Source organism: Aquabacterium sp. (assembly GCF_041915145.1).
In the GTDB taxonomy this organism is placed as follows: domain Bacteria; phylum Pseudomonadota; class Gammaproteobacteria; order Burkholderiales; family Burkholderiaceae_C; genus Aquabacterium.
This window is the reverse complement of sequence record NZ_JAYSBZ010000154.1, coordinates 1-2,733: the sequence shown is the minus strand read 5'-3', so window position 1 is coordinate 2,733 and position 2,733 is coordinate 1. Positions and strand designations below refer to the sequence as shown.

The following is a 2,733-nucleotide window of genomic DNA, read 5'->3' as shown; positions in this document are numbered from 1 at the left end:
AAGATGGACGTGGCCAAGATGGTGGCCCGCAAGGACACCGTCGTGAAGCAGAACAACGACGGCATCCTCTACCTGTTCAAGAAGAACAAGGTCAGCTTCTTCCACGGCCGCGGCTCCTTCGCCGGTGCCAAGGACGGTGCCTACGAAGTCAAGGTGGCCGGCGCCGCCGAAGAGGTGCTGGTGGCCAAGCAGGTCATCATCGCCACCGGCTCCAATGCCCGCCAACTGCCGGGGGCCGAGTTCGACGAGGACCTGATCCTGTCCAACGACGGCGCACTGCGCGTCGGCGCCGTGCCGAAGAAGCTGGGCGTGATCGGCTCCGGTGTCATCGGCCTGGAAATGGGCTCGGTCTGGCGCCGCCTGGGCGCCGAGGTGACCATCCTCGAAGCCATGCCGACCTTCATGGCCGCGGCTGATGAATCCGTGGCCAAGGAGGCCCTGAAGGTCTTCACCAAGCAAGGTCTGAAGATCGAGCTGGGCGTGAAGATCGGCGAGGTCAAGAAGGGCAAGAAGAGCATCACGCTCAGCTATGCCAACGCCAAGGGCGAGGCCCAGACGCTGGAGGTGGACAAGCTGATCGTCTCGATCGGCCGCGTGCCCAACACCATCGGCCTGAACCCCGAGGCCGTGGGCCTGCAGCTCGACGAGCGCGGCGCCATCGTCGTTGACGCCGAGTGCAAGACCAACCTGCCGGGCGTCTGGGCGGTGGGCGACGTGGTGCGTGGCCCGATGCTGGCGCACAAGGCCGAGGAAGAGGGCGTGGCGGTGGCCGAGCGCATCGCCGGTCAGCACGGTCACGTCAACTTCGGCACCATCCCCTGGGTCATCTACACCAGCCCGGAGATCGCCTGGGTCGGCAAGACCGAGCAGCAGCTCAAGGCCGAGGGCGTGGCCTACAAGGCGGGCCAGTTCCCCTTCCTGGCCAACGGCCGGGCCCGTGCGCTGGGCGACACCACTGGCTTCGTCAAGTTTCTGGCTGATGCCAAGACCGACGAGATCCTGGGCGTGCACATCATCGGCCCGATGGCCTCGGAGCTGATCTCCGAAGCCGTGGTGGCGATGGAGTTCAAGGCCTCGGCCGAGGACATCGCGCGCATCTGCCACGCCCACCCCAGCCTGAGCGAGGCGACCAAGGAAGCCGCTCTTGCGGTGGACAAGCGCACGCTCAACTTCTGAGCAGCCGGGCGGCCCGGGGCATTCGCCCCGGCTTGCCCACCGGCCCGCCCGCCTGCCCAGGCCGGCGGGCCTTTTCTTGCCCTTTGAGATGGTTTGACCGATGAGCGTTCGCCAGCTGTATGAGCAATTGCTTGCCGAGAACGGCTTCAAGGCCGACGAGGCCCAACTGCGCGCCGTCGCGGCGCTGGAGCGTTGCGAGAACGAATGGACGGCCTACAAGGCCCGCCGCAGCAACGCGCTCACCAAGGCGCTGGTCAAGCCGCCCATTCCGCGCGGCGTGTACATGTACGGCGGGGTGGGGCGCGGCAAGAGCTTCCTGATGGACTGCTTCTACCGCGCGGTGCCGCTGACGCGCAAGACGCGCCTGCATTTCCACGAGTTCATGCGCGAGGTGCACCGCCAGTTGCAGGACCTCAAGGGGCGGCAGAACCCGCTGGAGGAGCTGGGTGCCCGTATCGCCCGGCGCTACCGCCTGATCTGCTTTGACGAATTCCACGTGGCCGATGTGACGGACGCGATGATCCTCTACCGGCTGCTCGAATCCCTGTTCGCGCACCGGGTGTCCATCGTCACCACCTCCAACTTCCACCCCGATGGCCTGTATCCCAACGGCCTGCACCGCGACCGCATCTTGCCGGCCATCGAGCTGCTCAAGGCCAATCTGGAGGTGATCAACGTCGATGCCGGCGTCGACTACCGCCGTCGCACCCTGGAGCAGGTGGATCTGTATCACACGCCCCTGGGGCCCGAGGCCGAGGCGGCGATGGCGCGGACCTTCGACGAACTGGCCGAGGCGCCGGACGAGAACCCGGTGCTCAACATCGAGCACCGTGAGCTGAAGGCCCGTCGGCGCGCGGGCGGCGTGATCTGGTTCGACTTCCAGACCCTGTGCGGCGGGCCGCGTTCACAGAACGACTACCTGGAGCTGGCCTCGCGCTTCCACACGCTGCTACTGTCCGGGGTGCCGCAGATGCCGCCCCGTCTGGCGTCGGAGGCCCGCCGCTTCACGTTGCTGGTGGATGTGCTCTACGACCGGCGGGTCAAGCTGATCTTGTCGGCGGCGGTGCCGGCCGAGCAGCTGTACCAGGACGGGCCCTTGGCGCACGAGTTTCCCCGCACCGTGTCCCGCCTCAACGAGATGCGCTCGGCCGAGTACCTGGCGCTCGAACGCAGGACGGTGGATACCTCGTTGACCTGAGGTGGCGCGCCCTGGGGCTTCCGGAGGGGCCTCAGGCGATGGCGTCGAAACGCACCAGGGCGAGCGACAGGTTGTCACCCATGCCGCGTGCGCGTTGACGGGCTTTGCCGATCAGCATTTCGCTGGCCTCGCGTGGCGGCAGCGCGCTGACGATGGCGCCCAGCTCGCGCGGGGTCAGGTAGTGCCACAGACCATCGGAGCAGGCCAGCAGCGTGTCGCCCACTTCGATCCGGTCCAGCGGGGTGATCTCCACCGGCGGATCCTGCTGGGTGCCCAGACAGCCGGTCAGCAGATTGGCTTGCGGATGGGTGTTGGCCTGGGTCTCGGTGATCTTGCCTTCGTCGATCAGGCGTTGCACC

At 67.0% G+C, this 2,733-nt stretch carries 3 protein-coding genes; 2 read left to right on the top strand and 1 reads right to left on the bottom strand.

All coding sequences use genetic code 11. The features are described 5' to 3' along the window. Both lpdA and zapE read left to right on the top strand, forming a co-directional pair. The coding region (gene lpdA, locus ACE3SS_RS15390) for a dihydrolipoyl dehydrogenase (protein ID WP_374595453.1) at positions 1 to 1,176 on the top strand (1,176 nt) is incomplete at its 5' end. 100 nt (positions 1,177 to 1,276) lie between these two features. After that, positions 1,277 to 2,374 (top strand): cell division protein ZapE, encoded by a 1,098-nt coding sequence (zapE, locus tag ACE3SS_RS15385; protein ID WP_374595451.1) that lies wholly within the window; start codon positions 1,277 to 1,279, stop codon positions 2,372 to 2,374. 31 nt (positions 2,375 to 2,405) lie between these two features. Here the strand turns inward: zapE and ACE3SS_RS15380 are convergent. Continuing rightward, a partial coding sequence (locus ACE3SS_RS15380) for a PP2C family serine/threonine-protein phosphatase (protein ID WP_374595449.1) occupies positions 2,406 to 2,733 on the bottom strand: 328 nt, incomplete at its 5' end.

What these genes read in the sequence shown, in the direction of transcription:
- zapE (WP_374595451.1), top strand. Translation starts at nt 1,277, where the DNA reads ATGAGCGTTCGCCAGCTGTATGAGCAATTGCTTGCCGAGAACGGCTTC.